General features: G+C 68.2%; 22 protein-coding genes and 1 pseudogene. 8 read left to right on the top strand and 15 right to left on the bottom strand.

Features of this window, described 5'->3' with window-relative positions:
- Nucleotides 1–3: 3 nt before the first annotated feature.
- The 3 genes from rlmN to GGQ97_RS04495 all read right to left on the bottom strand — a co-directional run bounded on the left by rlmN (nucleotide 4) and on the right by GGQ97_RS04495 (nucleotide 2,253).
- On the bottom strand, nucleotides 4–1,188 hold the full coding sequence (gene rlmN / locus GGQ97_RS04505; protein ID WP_245197884.1) for a dual-specificity RNA methyltransferase RlmN: 1,185 nt from the start codon (nucleotides 1,186–1,188) through the stop codon (nucleotides 4–6).
- 88 nt (nucleotides 1,189–1,276) lie between these two features.
- Nucleotides 1,277–1,756, bottom strand: a complete 480-nt coding sequence (locus GGQ97_RS04500) for a hypothetical protein (protein ID WP_168067832.1) — start codon at nucleotides 1,754–1,756, stop codon at nucleotides 1,277–1,279.
- On the bottom strand, nucleotides 1,753–2,253 hold the full coding sequence (locus GGQ97_RS04495) for an A24 family peptidase (RefSeq protein ID WP_168067831.1): 501 nt from the start codon (nucleotides 2,251–2,253) through the stop codon (nucleotides 1,753–1,755). Before GGQ97_RS04495 ends, GGQ97_RS04500 begins: the two co-directional genes overlap by 4 nt.
- Before the next feature lie 191 nt (nucleotides 2,254–2,444).
- On the opposite strand from GGQ97_RS04495, the gene GGQ97_RS04490 reads away from it, so the two are divergent.
- From GGQ97_RS04490 to GGQ97_RS04480, 3 genes are all read left to right on the top strand, one after another.
- Nucleotides 2,445–3,836, top strand: a complete 1,392-nt coding sequence (locus GGQ97_RS04490) for a glycosyl transferase family protein (protein ID WP_342448447.1) — start codon at nucleotides 2,445–2,447, stop codon at nucleotides 3,834–3,836.
- Entirely contained in the window at nucleotides 3,833–5,140 is a 1,308-nt protein-coding gene (locus tag GGQ97_RS04485) for a hypothetical protein (RefSeq protein WP_168067830.1), read from the top strand. The genes GGQ97_RS04490 and GGQ97_RS04485 overlap by 4 nt, the downstream gene beginning before the upstream one ends.
- Nucleotides 5,141–5,292: 152 nt before the next feature.
- Nucleotides 5,293–7,005, top strand: a complete 1,713-nt coding sequence (locus GGQ97_RS04480) for an AMP-dependent synthetase/ligase (protein WP_168070720.1) — start codon at nucleotides 5,293–5,295, stop codon at nucleotides 7,003–7,005.
- Between the two features lie 40 nt (nucleotides 7,006–7,045).
- Here GGQ97_RS04480 and GGQ97_RS04475 read toward each other — a convergent pair whose 3' ends face one another.
- From GGQ97_RS04475 to GGQ97_RS04445, 7 genes and pseudogenes are all read right to left on the bottom strand, one after another.
- The gene (locus GGQ97_RS04475) at nucleotides 7,046–7,477 is read right to left on the bottom strand and encodes a hypothetical protein (protein WP_168067829.1); all 432 of its coding nucleotides are present in this window, start codon (nucleotides 7,475–7,477) and stop codon (nucleotides 7,046–7,048) included.
- A gap of 64 nt (nucleotides 7,478–7,541) precedes the next feature.
- Complete coding sequence (gene gloB / locus GGQ97_RS04470) at nucleotides 7,542–8,261, bottom strand: hydroxyacylglutathione hydrolase (protein ID WP_168070718.1); 720 nt, start codon at nucleotides 8,259–8,261, stop codon at nucleotides 7,542–7,544.
- Nucleotides 8,258–8,674 (bottom strand): VOC family protein, encoded by a 417-nt coding sequence (locus GGQ97_RS04465; protein WP_168067828.1) that lies wholly within the window; start codon nucleotides 8,672–8,674, stop codon nucleotides 8,258–8,260. Before GGQ97_RS04465 ends, gloB begins: the two co-directional genes overlap by 4 nt.
- 17 nt (nucleotides 8,675–8,691) lie before the next feature.
- Complete coding sequence (locus tag GGQ97_RS04460) at nucleotides 8,692–9,438, bottom strand: alpha/beta hydrolase family protein (protein ID WP_425338707.1); 747 nt, start codon at nucleotides 9,436–9,438, stop codon at nucleotides 8,692–8,694.
- Nucleotides 9,439–9,458: 20 nt separating this feature from the next.
- A complete protein-coding gene (locus GGQ97_RS04455; protein WP_168067827.1) occupies nucleotides 9,459–9,788 on the bottom strand; it encodes a hypothetical protein in 330 nt (109 codons plus the stop codon).
- Between the two features lie 92 nt (nucleotides 9,789–9,880).
- Nucleotides 9,881–10,312: a hypothetical protein gene (locus GGQ97_RS04450; protein WP_168067826.1), complete on the bottom strand. Its 432-nt coding sequence runs from the start codon at nucleotides 10,310–10,312 to the stop codon at nucleotides 9,881–9,883.
- Nucleotides 10,313–10,438: 126 nt separating this feature from the next.
- Nucleotides 10,439–10,621: pseudogene (locus GGQ97_RS04445) on the bottom strand (flagellin); the annotation flags it as partial.
- Between GGQ97_RS04445 and GGQ97_RS04440 the strand changes: the two are divergent.
- Nucleotides 10,622–11,110, top strand: a complete 489-nt coding sequence (locus GGQ97_RS04440; protein WP_168067825.1) for a FlgD immunoglobulin-like domain containing protein — start codon at nucleotides 10,622–10,624, stop codon at nucleotides 11,108–11,110. It abuts the pseudogene before it with no gap.
- Here the strand turns inward: GGQ97_RS04440 and GGQ97_RS04435 are convergent.
- Both GGQ97_RS04435 and uvrB read right to left on the bottom strand, forming a co-directional pair.
- Nucleotides 11,107–12,534: an Ig-like domain-containing protein gene (locus GGQ97_RS04435; protein WP_168067824.1), complete on the bottom strand. Its 1,428-nt coding sequence runs from the start codon at nucleotides 12,532–12,534 to the stop codon at nucleotides 11,107–11,109. The genes GGQ97_RS04440 and GGQ97_RS04435 overlap by 4 nt on opposite strands.
- Nucleotides 12,535–12,586: 52 nt before the next feature.
- On the bottom strand, nucleotides 12,587–14,788 hold the full coding sequence (gene uvrB / locus GGQ97_RS04430; protein ID WP_168067823.1) for an excinuclease ABC subunit UvrB: 2,202 nt from the start codon (nucleotides 14,786–14,788) through the stop codon (nucleotides 12,587–12,589).
- 104 nt (nucleotides 14,789–14,892) lie between these two features.
- On the opposite strand from uvrB, the gene GGQ97_RS04425 reads away from it, so the two are divergent.
- From GGQ97_RS04425 to GGQ97_RS04415, 3 genes are read left to right on the top strand one after another with little or no spacing between them, the layout of a single operon-like run.
- Nucleotides 14,893–15,792, top strand: a complete 900-nt coding sequence (locus tag GGQ97_RS04425) for a hypothetical protein (RefSeq protein ID WP_168067822.1) — start codon at nucleotides 14,893–14,895, stop codon at nucleotides 15,790–15,792.
- 7 nt (nucleotides 15,793–15,799) lie between these two features.
- Nucleotides 15,800–16,213 (top strand): DUF1801 domain-containing protein, encoded by a 414-nt coding sequence (locus GGQ97_RS04420; RefSeq protein WP_168067821.1) that lies wholly within the window; start codon nucleotides 15,800–15,802, stop codon nucleotides 16,211–16,213.
- A 2-nt stretch (nucleotides 16,214–16,215) separates the two neighbouring features.
- Nucleotides 16,216–16,494: an HNH endonuclease gene (locus GGQ97_RS04415; RefSeq protein WP_168067820.1), complete on the top strand. Its 279-nt coding sequence runs from the start codon at nucleotides 16,216–16,218 to the stop codon at nucleotides 16,492–16,494.
- Here the strand turns inward: GGQ97_RS04415 and GGQ97_RS04410 are convergent.
- Nucleotides 16,491–18,263: a histidine kinase famiy protein gene (locus GGQ97_RS04410; RefSeq protein ID WP_342448446.1), complete on the bottom strand. Its 1,773-nt coding sequence runs from the start codon at nucleotides 18,261–18,263 to the stop codon at nucleotides 16,491–16,493. The two genes, GGQ97_RS04415 and GGQ97_RS04410, sit on opposite strands and share 4 nt — an antisense overlap.
- A 149-nt stretch (nucleotides 18,264–18,412) precedes the next feature.
- On the opposite strand from GGQ97_RS04410, the gene GGQ97_RS04405 reads away from it, so the two are divergent.
- Nucleotides 18,413–18,925, top strand: a complete 513-nt coding sequence (locus tag GGQ97_RS04405) for a DUF3617 domain-containing protein (protein ID WP_168067819.1) — start codon at nucleotides 18,413–18,415, stop codon at nucleotides 18,923–18,925.
- A 62-nt stretch (nucleotides 18,926–18,987) separates the two neighbouring features.
- On the opposite strand, the gene GGQ97_RS04400 is transcribed toward GGQ97_RS04405, so the two are convergent.
- Complete coding sequence (locus GGQ97_RS04400; RefSeq protein WP_168067818.1) at nucleotides 18,988–20,061, bottom strand: TerC family protein; 1,074 nt, start codon at nucleotides 20,059–20,061, stop codon at nucleotides 18,988–18,990.
- A 44-nt stretch (nucleotides 20,062–20,105) separates the two neighbouring features.
- A complete protein-coding gene (locus tag GGQ97_RS04395) occupies nucleotides 20,106–20,756 on the bottom strand; it encodes a DUF2490 domain-containing protein (RefSeq protein ID WP_168067817.1) in 651 nt (216 codons plus the stop codon).
- Nucleotides 20,757–20,860 lie beyond the last annotated feature (104 nt).

The following is a 20,860-nucleotide window of genomic DNA, read 5'->3' as shown; positions in this document are numbered from 1 at the left end:
TCGTCAGGCGGGCTCGGCGTCCCGCTCCGAACGCCGCTTCTTCTCCGCCGCCGTCTTGAGCTGGCCGCAGGCCGCGTCGATGTCGCGCCCGCGCGGGGTGCGGACGGGCGCGCTGATCCCGCCTTCGAACACGATGTTCGAGAAGGACCGGATCCGCTCGGGCGTCGAGCATTCGTAGACCGCGCCGGGCCACGGATTGAACGGGATCAAGTTGACCTTGGCCGGCAGGCGATAGTGACGGATCAGCCGGACCAACTCGCGGGCATGGTCGTCGCTGTCGTTCTTGTCCTTCAGCATGACATATTCGAAGGTGATGCGGCGGGCGTTGTTGGCGCCGGGGTAATCGGCGCAGGCCTGCAGCAGTTCCTCGATGCCGTACTTGCGGTTCAGGGGCACGATCTCGTCGCGGATTTCCTTGGTCACCGCGTGCAGCGAGACGGCGAGGTTGACCCCGATCTCCTCGCCGCACTTCTCCATCATCGGGACGACGCCCGAGGTCGACAGGGTGATCCTGCGCTTGCTGAGGCCAAGGCCATCGCCGTCCATGACGATCTTCAGCGCGTCGCGCACATTGTCGAAATTGTAGAGCGGCTCGCCCATCCCCATCATCACGATGTTGGTGAGCATCCGGCCTTCCGGCTGGCTCGGCCATTCGCCCAGCGAATCGCGGGCGAGCATGACCTGGCCGACGATCTCGTGGATATCGAGGTTGCGGACGAGGCGCATGGTGCCGGTATGGCAGAAGCGGCAGTTCAAGGTGCAGCCGACCTGGCTCGACACGCACAGGGTGCCACGATCCGCGTCGGGGATGAACACCATCTCGAATTCGTGGTTGTCGTGGGTCTTGAGCAACCACTTGCGGGTGCCGTCGGACGACACCTGCGCTTCGACCACCGCCGGGCGATCGATCCGGAAGCGCTCGGCCAGCCACGGCTGCTGGGCCTTGGCGATGTCGGTCATCAGCGCAAAGTCGGTGACGCCGCGATTGTAGATCCAGTGCCACAGCTGCTTGGAGCGCATCTTCGCCATGCGCGCGTCCATCCCGGCGCCTTCCAGCGCAGCGCGGATGGCATCGCGGCTGAGCCCGATCAGCTCGACCCGCGGGTCGTCGCTGACCGTCGCAGGGCGAGGGACGGTCACAGGATCCACCGCTCCGGGGATCGGCATCAGGTTGGTATCGGCGCTCATGGGAGAGCGGCCATGTAGCGAGTTTTGCGGATTTTTCCAGTAAGAGTCTTTGTTGGCGCCCGGCCGACCGACGCAACCCCGGGCGCGCCTAGGCGCAGGCGATCGCCGCGGCGTCGATCGCGGTGGGGGCCCCGCCGAGGAGATAGCGGTCGCTGATCCGCCCGCCCTGCCCTTGCGCGCGGACCCGCATCTCGGCGCTGCGGCGGACGGCGGCGATGATCGCGGCCTCCTGCACCGGGCCGCGGCTCCAGGCGCTGGTGCCGCGCGTGACCAGCAGGAAGCTTTCGCTGCCGACGCTCAGGACCGCCGCTGCGCCCGGCCGGACCGGGCGCGCGAACAGCAGGTGCAGTTCGCCCTTTCGCTTGCCGTCGCGGGTGAAGGCGAAGGCGGCGCGCGGTTGCGGCCGTCCGGGGGGAGAGACGAGCTCGCTTCGGGACAGCGCCTCGCACGCTCCGCCCGGCCGCTCGACCGCTGCCCAATAGGCGCCGGCGTGGAGCAGGCGCTGGGCTTGCCCTTCCGCCGCCACGGCCAGCGCAAGCAGTCCGGCGAGGACCGCCGACCGCCTCACGCGGCGCGCGACCCCATCAATTGCAGGCTGGTGATGATCGCGCCGGCGGCGATTGCGATGCCGTAGGGAATTCCGGCCTTGGGCTGCAGCACCCGCATCCGCGAGCGGATCGCGTCGGGCCACGGCAGGGTTCGGGCAAGGATGATCAACACCGCCAGCACGCCTCCGGCGATCGCGGTCCAGGTCAGCACGCGGAGCGACGCGCCGAGGTCGAACCACAGCACCGTCGCTGCGAACAGCTTGACGTCCCCACCGCCAAGGATGCCGCGTCCGAACAGGAAGGTGCCGATCGCCAGCGCGAGCACGAACGCTACGCCATTTTCCCACAGGCCCGTCTGCGGACCGGCGATCACCGCTCCAGCGACGCCCAGCAGCAGCACCGCGCCGCAGATGTAATTGCTGATCTTGAGCATCATCGCGTCCTGCAGCGCGGCAAGCGCAAGCAGCACGATCAGGGCCCAGAACAGCCATTCCGGCACCAGCGTGGGCAGGTTCACGTCTTTACACCCCCAAAGCTTTTCGTTGCCCAGCGATGGCCCGGCGGGAGTCGTTTCGCAAGCGGCTTGCGTCTTGGCCATGTGCGTGAGACAAGGCCGGTGCTCGGAGAAACCTGCGCTTGGGGGCGTGTGGACCGGGTGGAATCCATTTATCGCAGGCAGGTCGTGCGTCGGCTGCAGGGCCGCGCGCAGTGACCCTGCAACTCGCCATGGCCGAACTGGCCGCCGAACTGGCGCTGTTCGCGGCGCTCGGCTTTCTGCTGTTCTCACTCGACGACCTGGCCGTCGACTTCATCTATTTCGCGCGCAAGCTGTGGCGGGCGATCACCGTCTATCGCCGCCATGCCCGCGGCGACGCGCGGACCCTGGTCGACGGCGCGCCGAGCGGGTGGATGGTGGTGCTGATCCCGGCGTGGGACGAATCCGCGGTGATCGGGGCGATGCTCCGCGCGACGCTGCGCAATTTCGACCATCCCGACTACAGCCTGCTGGTCGGCTGTTATCGCAACGATCCCGCGACCCGGCTGGCGATCGAGGCGGTGGCCGATCCGCGGGTGATGGCGGTCGAGGTGCCGACCGACGGCCCGACCACCAAGGCGCATTGCCTCAACCACCTCTACGCCTTCCTGCTGCGGCAGGAAGCGGCGACCGGGCGGCAGGCGCGGGCCGTTGTGCTCCACGATGCCGAGGACCTGGTCCACCCGCTCGAACTCAAGCTGTTCGACCGCCTGGTCGAGCGGGCCGGGGTGGTGCAGCTGCCGGTGGTCCCGCTGCCCGACCGGTCGAGCCAGTGGATCGCCGGCCATTATTGCGACGAGTTCGCCGAATCCCACGGCAAGGAACTGGTGGTGCGCGAAGCGGTCGGCGCGGCCATTCCGCTGGCCGGGGTCGGCTGCGCCATTTCGCGCCGGGCCATCGCGCGGCTGGCCAAGGCGCATGACGGCAAGCCGTTCGCCGGCGGCTCGATGACCGAGGATTACGAGATGGGCCTGAGGATCGGGGCGCTGGGTGAGCGCACCATCTTCGTCCGCCTGCCCGCCAGCCGCGGCGATCCGGGCGTGGTCGCGAGCCGCGGCTATTTTCCCAACGACCTCGGCTCGGCGGTGCGGCAGAAGGCGCGCTGGCTGGGCGGCATCGCCTTTGCCGGGTGGGACCGGCTGGGCTGGCGCGGCGGCCTTGGCGAACGCTGGTTCCGGCTGCGCGACCGGCGCGGGCCGTTTGCCGCCCTGCTGCTCCTCGCCGGCTACGCTTCGGGCCTGTTGTGGGCGCAATTGTGGCTCGCCCACCAGCTCGGTGCACCGCTTCCGCCCCAGCCCTCGCCGCTGCTGGCGAGCCTGCTTCAGGTCAACTTCGCACTGCTTTTGTGGAGAGTGTTCATGCGCGTCGGTTTCACCACTCACGTCTATGGCTTCGGGGAGGGGCTGGCGGCGATACCGCGGATCGCGGTCGCCAACCTCATCGCCATCCTGGCCTCGGGACGCGCCCTGTTCCTGCATGCCGGCGGGGGGCCCAAGCAATGGGACAAGACCGACCACCACTTCCCCGAAGACGCTCTCCTCCCGCCCGAACCGGTGCGGTCGTGAGCGCGCCGATCCGCTTCCTCGGCCTGGCGATCATCGCCTATGTGGGCCTGCGCACCGCAAGCAGCGCACTGGCGCTGGAAGCCGTCGCGCCGGCCGGCGAAGGAGCGTCGCCCGGGCAAGAAGCGCTGGCCGCCGCCACGCTTCCACCGGGCGTCCCGGCCGACATGGACGGGCCGCCGTACGATCCCTACGCGCCCGCTCTCTACCCGCCCGCCCCCTACCCGCCGATGCCTGCCGCTTATGGCAATCCCTATGCGCAAGGCTACGGGCCGATGCCTTATCCCTACATGGCGGCGGCGATGCCCTATCCGATGATGGCGGCCGCCCAGCCTGCGCCACGGGCCAGCCGGATCGTCTATTATCCGGCGCCCTATCCGATGCCCGCGCCGCCGGCCTACGCACCGGCTGCCATGCCCCGGGGAGAGGCACCGCCGGCGATGGCGGCGAGCTTCGATGGCGGCGGCGGCGGCGGCGAAGGCTATGGCAGTGCGGTGGCGCCGCTCGACCAGTGGCCGACGATCGGTTCGTCCGGCCCCTCCTCGCTCGGCAGCGCGATGCAGGTCACGCCGCGCTGGGAGAAGGGCGCGCGCCGGTCGCGCACCCCGCTCGAGGCGGCACGGCCCGATCGCTGGTCGGTCGACGGCTGGGCGCTGCTTCGCCCCCGCGAAGGCACCTACCGGCTCGACGACACCAACGGCGCGCTCAACCCCGGACTTGCCCCGGCCGGCTCGCTTGGCGGGAGCCAGGCCGGGATGCGGATCAGCTGGCGGCCCTTGTCCACCGTCGGCATCCACCTGCGCGCCTCGACCGCGCTGATGCCTGGGGGGCGCAGCGTCAAGAACCAGCAGATGGTCGGCGGCGAGGGGGCGGTCGGGGTCAGCTGGCAACCGCTCAAGGCGCTTCCGGTGCGGCTGCTGGCCGAACGCCGCCAGCGGCTCGGCGCGGCGCTCGGCGGCGGGCGCGACGCCTTTGCGCTGCTGGCCGAAGGCGGGCTGTACGAACAGCCGCTGCCCTATGGCCTGGTGCTCGACGGCTATGGCCAGGCCGGGGTGGTCGGCGCCAACCGCCGCGACCTGTTCGCCGATGGGGCGCTGACCGCCACCTATCCCTTCATGCGCCGGTTCGCGTTCGGCGGCGGGATGTGGGGCGGCATCCAGCCCGGCCTCAGCCGGTTCGATGCCGGACCGCGGCTCAGTTACCAGCTTCGTCCCGGGTTGCGGGCCCATGTCGATTATCGCTTCCGCCTGACCGGCAAGGCCGAACCGAGAAGCGGTCCGGCACTGACCCTTGCAGCGGGGTTCTGAACAGGAAGACACCTGCGCCGCCGCGCCCTCCCTTCGCCCCTTTTGCGCGCCGCCCCGCACTGTTCTAGAGGCGCAGGCGGAGACACGTGCGGAGGAGGCAAGCGGTCGTGCGCAAAGGCAAGAGCCTAGAACATTTCCCGAACCTAGTGGCGATGTTCCTCGACCGCGTGGCCCAGCGCGGCGACGGGCCGTTCCTTTGGGCCAAGCGCGACGGCACGTGGCATTCGACCAGCTATAACGAGGCCGCGCGCCAGGTGGCGGCGCTGTCCGAAAGCCTGATCCGCCTCGGCTGCAAACCGGGCGACCGGGTCATGCTGGTCAGCGAAAACCGCCCCGAATGGCTGATCGCGGACCTCGCGATCATGGCCGCCGGATGCATCACGGTGCCGACCTACACCACCAACACCAGCCGCGATCACACCCACATCCTGACCAACTCGGGCGCCCGCGCGGTGATCGTCTCGACCCAGAAGCTGGCCAAGGCGCTGATCCCGGCGGTGCTGTTCTCGTCCGATTGCCACGACGTGATCGGGATCGAGGACATCCGCACCGGCCAGTCGGTCAGCGAAGCCCGTTTCCATGTCTGGTCGGAGCTGGTCGCGGGCGGCGGGGAGCTGGAGGCGGTACGCAGCCGCGTCGCGGGGATCGCGCGCGACGACCTTGCCTGCATCATCTACACCAGCGGCACCGGCGGCGCCCCGCGCGGGGTGCGCCAGCATCACGGCGCGATCCTCCACAACACAGCCGCCTGTATCGACGTCATCGCCAACGACTTCGGCTGGGACGACGAAGTGTTCCTGTCGTTCCTTCCCGCAAGCCACGCCTACGAGCATAGCGGCGGGCAGATGTTCCCGATCGCATTGGGCGCGCAGATCTACTTTGCCGAAAGCCTCGAAAAGCTCGCCGCCAATATCGAGGAAGTGCGCCCGACCCTGATGGTGGTGGTGCCGCGCCTGTTCGAGATGCTCCGCCAGCGGATGCTCAAGACCATCGAGAAGCAGGGCGGGATCGGCGAGAAACTGCTCGGCCGCGCGCTTGCGATCGGCAGAGAGCGCTACGAGACGGGTTCGATCCCGCTCAAGGACTGGCCGGCCGACCTCGCAGTCAAGCTGCTGCTAAAGCGCAAGGTAAGCCAGAAGTTCGGCGGCCGGATCAAGGCGATGGTGTCGGGCGGCGCGCCGCTCAACCCCGATGTCGGGCTATTCTTCCACTCCCTGGGGCTGACCATGCTGCAGGGCTATGGCCAGACCGAGGCCGGGCCGGTGATCAGCTGCAATCGGCCCAGGAACGGCATCCGCATGGACACCGTCGGCCCGCCGCTGCTCAACACCGAGGTCCGCTTCGCCGAGGATGGCGAATTGCTGGTCCGCGGCGAGCTGGTGATGCACGGCTACTGGAACAACGACGAGGAAACCGCACGGGTCCTCAAGGACGGCTGGCTCCACACCGGCGACGTCGGCCATTTCGACGATGCCGGGCGGATCGTCATCACCGACCGCAAGAAGGACCTCATCGTCAACGACAAGGGCGACAACGTCTCGCCCCAGCGGGTCGAGGGTATGCTGACGCTCCAGCCCGAGATCGCGCAGGCGATGGTCTATGGCGACCGCCGCCCGCACCTCGTCGCGCTGCTGGTGCCCGAACCCGACGTGAAGGGCGACGAAGCCGCGGTCCGGGCCAAGCTCCAGAAGGCGGTCGACCGGGTCAATGCGGAGCTGAGCGTGATCGAAAAGGTCCGCCGCTTCGCCCTCGCCGACGAGCCGTTCAGCGTCGACAACGAGCAGATGACCCCAAGCCTGAAGATCCGCCGCCATGTCCTGAAGCAGGCCTATGGCGATCGGCTGGACGCGCTTTACGGCAAATAGCCGGCGGCTGCCCCTCCCCCGACAGGAAGGGCCCCGGCGCTCAGCGGCGGATGCCCGGCCCGGTGTAGGGCACGAAGTCGCCCAGTGCGCAGCTGCCGACGGTGAAGCCCTGGCTGGTGTCGACCACCTGCGCGATCTCGCCGCTGCACAGGCCGGTGCCGCCATATTGCTTGGTCAGCAGCGCGGTGCCGGGGCGGCCAAGGCCGTTGCAGGGGCCGCGCAGGTCGCTCCGCCAGACGCGGTTGTTGCCGTCGCGGAACAGCAAGGTGTTCTCGTCGATCACCACCATGTCCTGGCTGCGATAGGTCGGCAGGCAGGACTGGGGGCGGCCGGGCACGCGTCCGTCGAGCCAGCGGGACAGTTCTGCCTGCGCGCCGGGCGAGCGCGGGGTCGGCATGCCGGTGGTGGCACAGGAAGCAAGCACACCGGCCGAAGCCAGGATGGTGAGCGAAGCGATGGTCATGCGGCGCATGGGAGTTTTTCCTCGGCAAGTCGGTTCGAGTGAAGAACGCCTGAACAGGCTGCTCTCTCCCCCCTTAACGAAAGCTGTCCTTCGCCGCCCTCAGCCGGGCGAATTCGGCGGCGTCGGGCGCGCGCAGGAACAGGTTGCTGGCCTTCTCCTCGGCCATGCTGGTCGGGACCGTCGGCTGCCCCGCCTCGCGCAGGGCGGCGACCTCGGCCAGCCGGCGCGCGACCGCCGCGTCGCCGGGCGCTTCGGCCGCTAGGAAGCGATAATTGGACAAGGTGTATTCGTGCGCCGGATAGACGATCGTCTCGTCGGGCAAGGTCCGCAGCCGCTGGAGCGAGGCGTGCATCTGCTCGGGCGTGCCTTCGAACAAGCGGCCGCACCCGCCAGCGAACAGGGTGTCGCCGACCAGTGCGTGACCGGGCAGGATATACGCAATGTGGCCCAGCGTGTGGCCGGGCACGTGCCACACCTCGGCCTCGGCGCTGCCGACCTGCACCCGGTCGCCGTCCGCGAGGCCGTGGTCGAGCCCGGCAAATTTGGCGCGCTCGGCCTCCGGGCCCCACACCTTGGCGCCGGTCGCCGCGACCACCGCGGCGATTCCGGCGGTATGGTCGGGATGCCAGTGGGTGATCAGGACCTGGTCGATCGTCCAGCCCCGGGCGGCGGCACCGTTCAGCGCCGCCTCGCCGTCACCGGGATCGACCACCGCGGTATGGCCGCTGTCCTCGTCGTGCAGCAGCCAGATGTAATTGTCGCTGAGCGCCGGGACCGCGACCGCGCGCATCACCACACGCCGGTGTTGGGCATCGATACCCACGGCTCCGCGGGGGTCTGCGCGCCGCCCTTGTTGAGCAGTTCGATCGAGATGTTGTCGGGGGTACGGACGAAGGCCATGCGGCCCTCGCGCGGGGGGCGGTTGATGGTAACGCCGGCGTCCATCAGCCGCTGGCAGGTGGCGTGCACGTCGTCCACTTCATAGGCGAGATGGCCGAAATTGCGGCCGCCATCATAATCCTCGGGGTCCCAATTGTGGGTCAGCTCGACCTCGCCGCCCTCATCGCCCGGCACGCTGAGGAAGATCAGGGTGAAGCGACCCGCTTCATTGTCGATCCGCCGGCGCTCCTCGAGCCCGAGCAGGTTGAAGAAGCGGATGGTGGCGTCGGGGTCGGTGACCCGGATCATGGTGTGGAGGAATTTCATGCCCCGAACTTGGGTGCTCAGGCACCCGCTGCCAAGGTCAGCAGCGTTCTTTCCAGCAGCGCCAGTTCGTGCGGGGCGGACAGGCGGTGGGTGCCGCCCTTGACGATCGTCAGCTGCACGTCGGCCGAGGTCAGCGCATCCCTAAGGCGCAGCGCGATCTCGACCGGCACCTCGGCATCGCGGTCGCCGTGGAGCAATCGCACCGGACCCTCGAAACGCACCGGCCGCTCGAGCAGCCGCACCCGCTCGCCCGATTGCCATAGCGCCAGCGTCGTCAGCTCCGCCTCGCCGCCATAGGGATTGTCGCGGCGCAGCTCGCCGGCCTCGGCCAGTTCCGCCTTGTCGTCGGCTGTATAGCCCCAGTCGGTGAAATCGGGCGCGGCGGCGATCCCGACCAGCGCCCGGACCCGGTCGTCCAGTCGCTCGGCAAGATGCAGCATCAGCCAGCCGCCCATCGACGATCCCACAACCAGCAACGGCCCGTCGGCCAGCGCCGCGGCGGCGAGGGCATCGTCCAGCCAGTCTTCCAGCGTGAAATCGGCGAAGCGGCCCTGCGATTCCCCCGTTCCGCGATAGTCGAAGCGCAGCATCCCGAGCCCCTCGCGCGCCGCCAGCGCGTCCAGTGCCAGCGCCTTCGATCCCATCATGTCGGACGCGTAGCCGGGCAGGAACAGGATCGTGGGTCCGCCGCCTGTCGCGGGACGATGGCGGATGGCGAGGGAATGGCCGCCGGGGCGGGCGAGGAACTGCAGGGTCATGGCCATGGCCCTAGCCGACGGCGGCGTCAGCGGCGAGGCGCCGGGTCTTCGCGGTCGATCCAGCCCTTGGGCGCGGTTCCGATCTCGACCTCGACCGGCTCGGTCCTGGTGGCGGCGGTCGGCGTCGGCGTCCGGCCGGGCCAGGCCATGGCGATGATCGCCGCGGCCATCACCGCCAGCCCGAGCATCAGCGCGGCATAAGGGATGATGTCGAGTAGCGGCCGCGCTTCGCGTTCGGGCTCGGCCGGCGGGCGGAAACGGCTGATCGACGTCCTTCCGCTGCGGCGGAGACGACGCGGCGGCCAATAATCTTCCGGGCGGGTCCAGACCCGGGCTTTCTCGTCGGGAATCGGCATGACTGATTGGGCAAACGCACCACTGGCGTCATGGCTTCGCAATCCGGCGCAAAGTCCGGGTGCCCGTCGCGCTTTCGGCGCGCCCCGTGGCCTTAATGCAGCAGCCGCCGTGCTTCATAGGGCGCAAGGCCGATCGCCGGCGCCGCCTCGCGCAGGTGGCGGCCATGCGCCAGCGCCAGCTGGAGCTCGGTATAGAGCCGGTCCCACAGGGTCCGGGGCAGCAGCAGTCGGGCGCCCGGCTGGTCGACCTCGACCCGTTCCTCGCCGTCCGGTGCGCAGAGCCGTAGCGTCAGCGGATAATCGCCGTTGCAGCGTTCGTCGGCCAGCTCGCCGACCGCCGACATCCGCGCGCTCATCAGGAACCCGGCCAGCAGGTCGGCGGCGTAGAGGTCGAGCAGGACGATGTCCGGGGTCAGTCCTTCGGGATCGGACAAGCGGATGGTCGGCCCGCCGCCGGATTCCGGCGCCGCCAGGCTGACCCGCAGCCGCGCCCCGTCCCGGTGAAGTATCTCGCGTACTCGCATGGGTCATTCTTCCCGCCGCTACCGGCACTGGGGGGAAAAGTGCAAAGGGCCGGGGCGACACGTCGATCACCCCGGCCCTCGCCTGCCGGCCTCCGGGGGGAAGCCGGCCGTCCTCCTGTTTCCGGATTAACGGAACAGCGACATGATCGCCTGCGGCGCCTGGTTGGCGATCGACAGCGCCTGGACACCCAGCTGCTGCTTGACCTGGAGGGCCTGCAGCTTGGCGCTTTCCTTCGCGAGGTCGGCGTCGACCAGGTTACCGACCGAAGCCTCGACGACATCGCTGAGCTTGCTGGTGCCCAGCAGCTGGTGCAATATTCGCAGGTCGAACAGTCGATCCAGCAGACCGGCGTGCTGCGCAACATGCTCGATAAACTGTCGTCCGACGACCTGACCAGCGCCGGCCAGCTGATCGGCAAGACCGCCGAATTCGACAGTTCGGTATCGGGCTTCAGCGACGATAATCCCGCCGAGTGGCGCTGGACCTTCGGTGCCAAGCCGACGACGCTCGAGGCCGAAGTCCTCGACAGCGCAGGCCAGGTCGTTGCCCGCGCGCAGGTGACCGCGGACAGCAGCGGCACCTTCACTTGGGACGGCGCGCTGGCGGCCGGCGGCAAGGCCAAGGAAGGCACTTACGTCCTTCGCCTGACCGCCAAGGCCGCCGACGGGTCGACCATCCCGGCCAACCTCACCAGCGTGGGCAAGGTGCAGGAAGTGGTCAGCCGCGAGGGCGAATTGTGGGCCGGCATCGGCGGGGTCGCGCTGCCGCTGGCCAAGCTGACCCGGGTCGCCGCCTAATTCAGGACGAACAGGTCGCCGTCGCGGTCGAGGATCAGGGTCTTGGTGGCTGTGCTGATGATCGCCACCACATGGTCGATGCTGCCGACGTCGGGCCGGAAGTCGAGCGTCCGGTCTTCATACGCCCCAGCTCCGTCGACCGCATTATTGGCGAGCGCGGCATTGTTCACCGCATAGATCCGCCCGTCGCGCCCGGCGACCAGGGTCCGCGCGTTCAGCGACGAGACCGACCCGTTGTAATTGGCCATCGCGGTCGCCCCGGCCGATTGCTTGGCCCCCGACCCGCGCGCGATCACCAGTTCGGGGTCGGTGAACGGTCCCGCGCCGGGCCCGAGCACTTCGGTCCCCTCGCGCGCGGGCCAGCCGAAGTCGACCGTTTCCGGCAGGCGATAGCGATTGATCTCGTCGAACCGGGTGGCTCCCTGGTCAAGGATCAGGAAGTTGGTCGAATCCCCGGGTTCGGGTCGCCCGGTCAGCGCCATCGGCAGGCGCAGGCCGCTCGCCCGAAGGATCGGCGTGCCGAACAAGGCCACGCTGGCCCCGGCATAGGGATCGGCGTTGAACGGCAATTCCAGCAGGCTGCCATAACGGTCGCTGGTCGCTCCCGCCGGTTTGCCGACGCTTCCGAAGGTGAGGCAATTGTTGCCGTTGGCGCAGATTCCCACCTGCACCCCGATGTCCTCGGCCTGCGGATCATATTGCAGGCCCAGCAGCGGCTGGCTCCAATAGCTATTGAACGGCCCGCTGGTCGCGGGCGTCAGCACCCACAGGCCGGCGTAGCCGTTCGCCAGCCGCGCCGTGACCAGCACCTGGCCGTTGAAGGCGATGCGGGCGCTTGCGACCGACAGGAAGCGACCCCGCGCGGGGTCCGAGGGATCCCACACCGCATATTGGCTGCGCGTCTCGGCCGCTAGGTCGAAGCGCTGGACGGCCTGCGCGGTCAGCAGCAGCACGCTGCCATTGTCGAGGCTGGCCCCGCCCGTCCACGCTTCGCCGATGCTGGCGACCCGGCGAACGGCCACGCCTTCGCGGTCGTTGGTCACCGTGATCGACACTGGCACCGACACGCTCGCCTTGCCGTCGCTGACCGCGATCGTGACCTCGTAGACATTGTCGCCATTGGCATCGCCGGGCGCTTCGAAATTGGGCTGCGCGCGGAATTGCAGCTGCGTTCCGCTGACGGTGAAGAGGGCGGCATCGGCCCCGCCGCCGATGCTGAAGGTCAGAGGGTCGCCATCGGCATCGCTGGCGCTGAGCGTCGCCGCGGCCGCGACATTCTCGGCGACGCTGAACCCGCCGCTGGTAAAGATTGGGCTGCGATTGGGCGGGAGCTGCACCGCGCCATCCCCGCCACCGCCGCCGCCGCCACCGCCGCCGCACGCGGACGCCAGCAGCAATATGGCCGCAGCCAGTTGTTTACGCATGAACCGTCTCCCCCGAGCGAGGGGAGCTTAGACCGCCCAGCCGCCAGCGCAATCAGCGCCGGGCGCGCTTGTTCATCCTGACCTGCTGTTGCTTGCCGAACCGTGTCTTGCGGGTTCCAGGTTTGCCCTCGGTCGAATGCCCCACCCGCGGCGCGGCGCGCTGGTGGTCGGGAATGCCGAGTTCGTCCTCCTCCAGCTTGCGGATCTCGTCGCGCAGCCGGCCCGCTTCCTCGAACTCGAGGTCGGCCGCCGCCTTGCGCATCCGCGATTCCAGATCGCTGATGTAGGCCCGCAGATTGTGCCCGACGAGGTGCGGCATGTCGGGGTCGCCGGTGTCCACCACCACCCCGTCGCGGGTCGAGACGTGGGCGATGATGTCGCTGATGTCGCGCTTGATAGTCGCCGGGGTGATGCCGTGCTCGAGGTTGTAGGCCTCCTGCCGCTCGCGCCGCCGGTTGGTCTCGTTGAGTGCGCGCTCCATGCTGCCGGTGATGCTGTCGGCGTACAGGATCACCCGCCCGTCGACGTTACGCGCGGCGCGGCCGATGGTCTGGATCAGCGACGTTTCGGAGCGCAGGAAGCCTTCCTTGTCGGCGTCGAGGATCGCGACCAGCCCGCATTCGGGGATGTCGAGGCCCTCGCGCAGCAGGTTGATGCCGACCAGCACGTCATAGACGCCCAGCCGCAGGTCGCGGATCAGCTCGATGCGCTCCAGCGTCTCGACGTCCGAGTGCATGTAGCGGACCTTCAATCCCGCTTCGTGCAGATATTCGGTCAGGTCCTCGGCCATCCGCTTGGTCAGCGTGGTGACGAGGGTGCGATAGCCGTTCTTGGCGGTCTTGCGCGCTTCGTTGACCAGATCGTCGACCTGGTCCTCGACCGGCTTGATCTCCACCGGCGGGTCGATCAGCCCGGTCGGGCGGATCACCTGCTCGCTGAACACGCCGCCGGTTTCGGTCATTTCCCACGGGCCCGGAGTCGCGCTCACGAACACCGACTGCGGGCGCATCGCGTCCCACTCGTTGAAGCGCAGCGGCCGGTTGTCGATGCAGCTCGGCAGGCGGAAGCCATATTCGGCCAGCGTGATCTTCCGCCGGTGGTCGCCCCGCGCCATCGCGCCGATCTGCGGCACCGTCTGGTGACTCTCGTCGACGAAAAGCAGCGCATTGTCGGGCAGATATTCGAACAAGGTCGGCGGCGGTTCGCCCGGCAGGCGTCCGGTGAGGAAGCGGCTGTAATTCTCGATCCCCGCGCAGCTTCCGGTCGCCGCGATCATCTCGAGGTCGAAGTTGGTGCGCTGCTCCAGCCGCTGCGCCTCGAGATAACGTCCTTCGGCGTTCAGCTCCTTGAGCCGCTCCTCCAGCTCGTGCCGGATCGCGCCCGCGGCCTGCTTCATGGTCGGCCCGGGAGTCACATAGTGGCTGTTGGCGTAGATCTTGATCGACGGCAGGCTGCCGACCTTCTTGCCGGTCAGCGGATCGAACTCGACGATGTCCTCGATCTCGTCGCCGAAGAAGGAGATGCGCCACGCGCTGTCCTCATAGTGCGACGGAAAGACCTCGAGGCTGTCGCCCCGCACCCGGAAATTGCCGCGCGCGAAGGCGGCGTCGTTGCGCTTGTACTGCAGCGCGACCAGCTTGCGGATTGTTTCGCGCTGGTCGACCAGTTCGCCCTTCTTCAAGGAAAAGGTCATCGCCGAATAAGTCTCGACCGAGCCGATGCCGTACAGGCAACTCACTGAAGCGACGATGATGACGTCGTCGCGCTCCAGCAGCGAGCGGGTGGCGCTATGCCGCATCCGGTCGATCGCCTCGTTCACCGAGCTTTCCTTCTCGATGTAGGTGTCGGACCGCGGGACATAGGCTTCGGGCTGGTAGTAATCGTAGTAGCTGACGAAATATTCGACCGCATTCTCGGGGAAGAAGCTCTTGAACTCGCCATAGAGCTGCGCCGCGAGGATCTTGTTGGGCGCCAGCACCAGCGCCGGGCGTTGAGTGTGCTGGATGATCTGCGCCATGGTGTAGGTCTTGCCCGAGCCGGTGACGCCCAATAGCACCTGGCTGTTCTCCTGGCCTTCGCGGATGCCCTCGACCAGCTCGCGGATCGCGGTGGGCTGGTCGCCGGCGGGCTCGTACTCGCTGGTGAGCTTGAAGGGCCGACCGCCTTCCGCCTTGTCCGGCCGCGCCGGCCGGTGAGGCACGAACTCGGCGCCGGTTTCAGGCTCGGCGAGGGTCGTGCGGATCTTGATTTCCATGGGAGAACATATGGGGGCTGCGTGCGCCGGTCGCAATCGACCGCGACCCGATTGTCGGACGCGCGCGGCGGTGCAAAGCTGCGCCGCGAGGGAGACTCGATTCCATGAGCAAGGGCTGGCTGTCGAACAACGTGATCGCGCTGGCCGGAGCAACGGCGGTGCTGTGCGGCCTGCTGTTCCTCGGCCTGACCGGTGCGCCGCCTCGACTGTTGCTGATCAACCTCGTGGCGCTGGGAGCGGGTATCGCCCTTCTCGCGATCGCCCGGCTGCTCCCCGTCCCCTCCGCGCGGCCCCTGCTGCTGCTCGGCGCGGCCGCGGCGCTGCTCGCCACCGCGCTGTTCGGAGTATCGGCCGAAGGCGCGACGCGCTGGATCGTGGTCGGCGGCCTGTCGCTCCAGCCGAGCCTGATCCTCCTCCCCGCCCTGCTGCTCGCCCACGTCGCCCGGCCTGACCGCTGGAGCAGCCTCGCCGTGGCGCTCGCCGCGCTGGCGGTCGCGCTGCAACCAGACCGTTCGCTCGCCGCCGCCACCGTGGCCGTGACCTTGCTCGACGCCGCCTTCCGCCGCACCCCCGTAGCCTGGGCCGCCGCTGCCACCCCGTTGCTCGCGTTCGCGGTGACGGTGATCCGGCCGGACGATCTCCCGGCGGTCGCCCACGTCGACCAGATCCTGTGGACCTCCTTCGCCGCCCAGCCGCTCGCCGCCCTCGCGGTATGGACCGGCACCCTGCTGCTGCTCGTGCCCGCCGCCGTCCTGCGGCGCCGCGGCTTGGCAGTCGAGGCCGCCACCTTCACCGCTTTATGGGCCACGCTCGTCCTCGCCGCCCTGCTCCACAATTATCCGACCCCGCTGGTCGGCTATGGCGCAAGTTGCATCCTCGGCTACCTGCTGACGTCGCTATCGCTTCCCGCCCTCCACCGAGCCGGCGCTGGGCAAAGGCGCGCCAGCCGGGAGCTAAACAACACCCCGCCCGGCACCTGGCGCATCGCGCCCTCGGCACGCTGAGACGCCGATGGCCGAGAACAAGACCAAGCCGACCGGCGCCGACGTCACCGCCTTCCTCGATGCGGTCGAGCACCCCACGCGGCGCGCCGACGGCCATGCCCTGCGCGCCTTGTTCGAGCGCATCTCGGGCGAACCCGCGACCTTGTGGGGGCCCTCAATCATCGGCTTTGGCAGCCGCCATTACCGCTATGACAGCGGTCACGAGGGCGACATGCCGCGGATCGCCTTCTCGCCGCGCAAGGCCAATCTCGTCTTCTATCTCCACTATTACGACGGCTATGCCGACGACCTCGCGCGCCTCGGCAAGCACAAGGCGGGCAAGGGCTGCCTTTACGTGACCAAGCTGGCCGACGTGGACGGCGCCGTCCTGGAAGCGATGGTGCGCAAGGCCTGGGAGAGCGACGGAGAGGCCTGCGCCTAGGAATGGAGGAGCCGTCCTGCTGGCTCTGCGCTCGTCCGCTCGGCCGGCGCGTCGAACAGCACCATCCTGTCCCCAAGTCGCGCGGCGGGCGGGAAACGCGGGCGGTCCACCTGATCTGCCACCGCGCGCTGCACGCGACCTTTTCCAACAAGGAGCTTGAGAAAGCGGGCGACGATCCCGCCGCGCTCGCCCGCAATCCCGAACTGGCCCGCTTCCTCGCCTGGGTCGCCGGCAAGCCGGCCGACTTTCACGCGCCGACCCGGCGCCGGCGAAAGCCCTAGGCCTCGGCGGCCCCATATTCCGACGTGTGCCGCCGGGCATCGGCCTGGTGCGCGCGGTTGTTGAGCGCCTGGCGCACCCGGTCTAGCAGTTCGGACCGGCGATAGGGCTTGCCCAGCACGTCCTTGTGCGGCCGCTCGGGGCCGGCGATCACCAGTTCCTCATTGTAGCCGGTGGTCAGCAGGATGCCGATGTCGGGATCATGCTCGCGGACCTTGTCGGCCAGCAGCAACCCGTTGATCCCGCCCGGCATGACGAGGTCGGTGAACAGCAGGTCGAACGTGCCCGGCTCGACCTTCTCGAACAGGCGAAGCGCGATCTCGCCGCTTTCGGCGGTGGTTACGCGATATCCCGCGCTGCCGAGGATCTCGACCGCCAGTTCCAGCACTTCGGCGCTGTCCTCGACCACCAGCACATGCTCGGCCTTGCTCGTCCGGCTTTCCGGCATCGCCACGTGGCGGTCGGGTACGCGTTCGGCATCCTCTTCCTCGACGTCGCGAGTGACCGGGAACAAGAAGCGCAACGTGGCGCCTTCGCCCGGCTTGCTCTCGATCTCGAGCCGGCCACGCGATTGCTGGACGAAGCCCGAGGCCATGGCGAGGCCGAGCCCGGTGCCCCTGCCTTGGGTCTTGGTGGTGAAGAACGGCTCGGTCGCGCGCTCGATCACCTCGGGCGTCATGCCGGTGCCCTCATCGCGCACTTCAAGTGCGACATAGTCGCCCTCGGGCAACTGACGCGCGGCGGAATCGCCATTGAGATGGACCGCGCTGGTCGACAGCGTGACCAGGCCGCCTGCCGGCATCGCGTCGCGCGCGTTCATCAGCACGTTGAGCAGCGCCATTTCCAGCTGCTCGGCATCGACCATCACGCGCGGCAGGCGCCGGCGCAGGTTGAGCTGCAACTGCACCTGGGTGCCGAGCGAGCTTTCGATCACATCGACGAAGCTCGACACGAGGTGGCTGAGATCGGTCGGCTTGGGCGTCAGCCGGGTCTTGCGCGCGAAGGCCAGCAGCTGGCGGGTCAGCTTGGCCCCGCGATCGGCGGCCGAGCGGGCATTGTCGATGTAGCGCTTGGCCCGGTCGCCATCGACATTCGACGACAGCAGTTCGAGATTGCCGTTCACAACCTGCAGCAGGTTGTTGAAGTCGTGCGCCAGGCCGGCGGTCAGCTGGCCGATCGATTCCATCTTCTGCGCCTGGCGGAAGCTCTGCTCCGAATTGCGGCGGCGGGTGACGTCCAATTGGCTGGCGAATTGGTAGGCCAGCTTGCCCTGCTGGTCGAACACCGGGCCGATGAACACCGCGTTCCAGAACGGGGTGCCGTCGCGCTTGTAGTTGAGGATTTCGAGCGCGATCGAGCCACCGGTGTTGACCGTATCGCGCAATGCCGCGACCGCCTCGCGATCGGTGTTGGCACCCTGCAGGAAGCGGCAGTTGCGGCCGAGGATCTCGCTTTCCTCATAGCCGGTGAGGTCGAGGAACGCCTTGTTGGCGAAGACGATCGGATTATCGTCGAGATTGGGGTCGGTCAGGATCATCGGCATCCGCGTCATCTCGATCGCGGCGAAGAACACGTTGCCGCGTTCGTTCAGGCCGGGATGACTGATGACGCTTTCGCGCCAGTGATTCAGGCCGGAGCTGCTGCCGAAGGTCTCGTCGCTGCCGGGTCGGTCGAGATCTCCGGCTGCGGGCCTGCCGCGGCTCTGGCCGTTGCCTTCCACGTCGGTCGCCGCGCTCGGATCAGCCTTGGTCTGCCGGATATCGTCGTTCACGCTGACTCGCAGAGAAAGATGGTTTCGGCGGGATACCGTTTTTACCGGTCATTGCCAGACTCTTGTTGACCGGGCTTGTTCCTCGCTCGGTTGCGTCCTGCCCCCGTGCGGCTAAGCTGGACGTCTCATTTCGGGGGAGTTTGAAGTTCATGCGACACATCGTGCTGCTCGGCACCGTCCTGCTTGCGGCCTGCAGCCAGGAAGCGCCCAAGGAAGCGGCCAAGGCCGCGCCGCCCGCGACCCTGGTCCCCGGCACCTATGAGGTCACCGCCACCGTCAAGTCGCTGGTCTCGGCCGACAAGACGCCGCTTCCGACCTTCGCCAAGGTCGGCGACGTGATCACGACCCGCGGCTGCGTCGGCGCCGACGGGCTCCCTGCGGCGGAGCTGCTCGCGGCCAAGGGCGACACCTGCCAGGTCCAGAACCCCTATATCCGCAGCGGCCGAATGAACCTGACGCTCGACTGCAACCGCAAGGGGCAAGGCCAGGTCATGACCATGGTCGATGGCAAGTATGACGCCGAGGGCTTCACCGGCACCGTCAATGCCAGCAGCAGCTTTCCCGGCCCGGGCGACTACAAGCTGGTCCAGGAGGTCACCGCCCGCAAGGTCGCCGACCAGTGCACCGCCGAGCCGGCGGCGGGCGGCGCGCCCAAGGCGTAAGCACCCGGGCAATTGTCCCGACCAAAGGGCCGCTGTTCGCGCAGCGGCCCTTTTTCGTCGGCCTACAGCGCCTTGCCGTCGGTCAGCTCGTCGAGGTGGCGGCGGGGCGCATCCGGCCCCTCCCCGGCGGGCCACTGCGGCTCCTCGGCGCCCTTGGTCTTGACCAGCGAATAGACCACGCCGCCGGCGATCAGACCCGCGGTCACGCCGAGGCTCAGCAGCGGCGGGAACTTGTCGCCGCCGAGCAGGAAGTCGGCGATGAAGATCTTGGCGCCGATGAACACCAGCACCAGCGCCAGCGCATATTTCAGATAATGGAAGCGGTGCACCATCGCCGCCAGCGCGAAGTAGAGCGCGCGTAGGCCGAGGATCGCCATGATGTTGCTGGTGTAGACGATGAAGGTGTCGGTGGTGATCGCGAATACCGCCGGCACGCTGTCGACCGCGAACACCAGGTCCGCGAGGTTGATGACGACCAGCGCCAGGAACAGCGGCGTCGCCGCCCGCACCATCTTGCCGGTCTTGTCGTCGGCGACCTCGACGAAGAACTTCTCGTCGTGCAGCTCCTTGGTCACCCGCATGTGGCGGCTGATCCAGCGGATCACCGGATTATGCTCGATGTCCATCGGCTTGTCACCGGCGAACAGCATCTTGATTCCGGTGAACACCAGGAAGGCGGCGAAGAAGTACAGCACCCAGGCGTATTGCTGGACCACCGCCGCACCGACGCCGATCATGATCCCGCGCAGCACGATCACGCCGATGATGCCCCACAGCAGCGCGCGGTACTGGTATTTCGCCGGAATCGCGAAATAGGTGAAGATCAGGCTGATCACGAAGACATTGTCGATCGACAGCGCCTTTTCGATGAAGAAGGCGGTGTAATAGGCGACCGTCAGCTCGGTCCCCGCCGCCTCGCCCAGCGCCGCGGTCTTCTGGAAATAGACCCAGATGCCGAACGCCAGCGCGATCGAGATGTAGAAGGCGGAGAGCTTCAGGCTCTCGCCGATCCCCATCTCCTTGTCCTCCTTGTGGAGGAAGCCGAGGTCGAAGGCGGTCAGGCCGGCGACGATGCCGACGAACGCCAGCCAGAACCACACGGGGGTCCCGAGCCAGACGGTGAACAGGAATTCCATGGTGGGCGGCTCCTAAAGCGCGCGAGCCGCGCCATCGGGGCGGCTCAAAGGTTGAGGGTTAGGTTCAAGGTGGGTGCGTGGCCGACCCGGTCGGGCGCATTCTTGCGGATGCTCTGCTGGCGGGTGTAGCCCACTCCCAGGTCGACCTGGCCGAGGCTCCGCTCGAACCCGACAAAGGTGCGCAGGCCGGTGATCCCGGTGTCCCCGCCGCGGCTGGTCGAGCGCAACGTCAGGAAGCCCTCGGCGCTGCCGGCGAGCTTCCACCCGCCTTTTTCCTCCGTCAGCGGAATCGCGTAGCCGAGCCGCTGGCGAACCCGCCACCCGGTCTTGTCGGCGTCGTCGATGAAGCGCTGCTCGAGCCGCGTGCGGCCCTTGAGCCCGAACGAGCCGACGTCGTAACTCGCCTGCTGGATCAGCCGGGTCTCCTTGGTGGCGCCTTCCTTGCTGCGGTGCAGGCCGACGCTCGCCTTCACGGAGCCGAACTCCTGTCCCACCCACAGGCGATAGGTCTGGTTGTCCCCGGTCGGATTGCTGCTGCCGCGCGCCCGTTGCTGGGTCTGGAACTGCACAAACGTCCCGCTCTCGAACTCCTTGGAGATGGTGCCCTCGAACCAGCCCTCGAGATAATTGTCCTCGGCAAGCGCCGGGCTCGACAGGCTGACGGCAAGCGCCGCTCCAAGCAAACGGGTCATCATGGTGCGCATATCCCTGGCATTCGGGTCGCCCGGCCGGCGCCCTCGCCAGCGCCATTGTGACATCAATATTGCAGGCTGATGACACGGCGGACGCGGCATCGTGT

The sequence above is a fragment of the Sphingomonas kaistensis genome, assembly GCF_011927725.1.
GTDB classification, from domain to species: Bacteria; Pseudomonadota; Alphaproteobacteria; order Sphingomonadales; family Sphingomonadaceae; genus Sphingomicrobium; species Sphingomicrobium kaistense.
The sequence above is the reverse complement of the archived record's forward strand: the minus strand, read 5'-3'. Positions and strand labels throughout refer to the sequence as shown.